The sequence below is a fragment of the Georgenia daeguensis genome (genome assembly GCF_039537705.1).
In the GTDB taxonomy this organism is placed as follows: Bacteria; Actinomycetota; Actinomycetes; order Actinomycetales; family Actinomycetaceae; genus Georgenia; species Georgenia daeguensis.
The window spans coordinates 1-732 of sequence record NZ_BAABBA010000092.1 but is presented as its reverse complement, the minus strand read 5'-3'; the positions used below and the strand labels follow the sequence as shown (position 1 = coordinate 732).

The window sequence follows — 732 nt, the reverse complement described above, 5'->3', positions numbered from 1 at the left end:
CTTCCGCTGCCGGTCGATCTGGACCACGATGAAGCCGAGGGTCGCGAACAAGAACATGCCGGCCGCGATGAACCGGAGCGCGGAGTTGCTGCCGGAGCCGGACTTCGGTGGTGTGTCGGGCCGTGCGCCGCGCACCGCTCGCGAGGAGATCCTTTGTGGACTGTTCGCCCGGCTCCTCGGGGCTGAGCGGGTCGGCGTGGAGGACAACTTCTTCAGCCTCGGCGGTGACTCGATCCTGAGCATCCAGGTCTCCTCGCGGGCCAGGCAGTCCGGACTCCGGCTGGCCACCAAGGAGCTGGAAAACGCCGCCGCCGTATCCGATTTGCTGGACAAAGAGCAGGGCACCGGCCAGAATGCCCTGGAGCTGTTCCTGACCCGGGCCGAGTACTTTCTGCTGACCGGCGACCAGCCCAAGGCCATTGAGAACCTGACCAAGGCCCTGTCCGAGCCCGGCCCCTCGGTGGTCGTACTCCCGGCGGTACTGCGGATGTTCGAGCCGACTCACCTCACGGCGTAAGGGCAGGCCCGACGGCCCGGTCGCGCATCTCGTCGTGGTCGCGGTTGTGGCAGGCGTCGTCCACTGCGGGGCCGGTCAGCGGCAGGGCCCATGGGACGAGCGCGAGTGCCTCCTTGCAGAGGCCGAAACCGGAGTGGCCGGCGATGGTGATGCGGCCCCGGTCGCCATCGTCGGCGTGGGCCGGGGCGGCGAGAACGAGGGCTGGCATGGTGGGC

The 732-nt window shown here is 69.0% G+C and carries 2 protein-coding genes; one reads left to right on the top strand and one right to left on the bottom strand.

Going from position 1 to position 732, the window contains the following annotated elements; all coding sequences use genetic code 11:
• Positions 1 to 517: phosphopantetheine-binding protein (locus ABD774_RS21550; protein WP_345045839.1), on the top strand; the 517-nt coding region annotated here is incomplete at its 5' end.
• Here the strand turns inward: ABD774_RS21550 and ABD774_RS21545 are convergent.
• A complete protein-coding gene (locus ABD774_RS21545; protein WP_486327361.1) occupies positions 507 to 725 on the bottom strand; it encodes a hypothetical protein in 219 nt (72 codons plus the stop codon). The genes ABD774_RS21550 and ABD774_RS21545 overlap by 11 nt on opposite strands.
• Positions 726 to 732 lie beyond the last annotated feature (7 nt).

Excerpts from the sequence above, each read along its gene's own strand:
- ABD774_RS21545 (WP_486327361.1), bottom strand. The coding sequence starts at position 725 with ATGCCAGCCCTCGTTCTCGCCGCCCCGGCCCACGCCGACGATGGCGAC.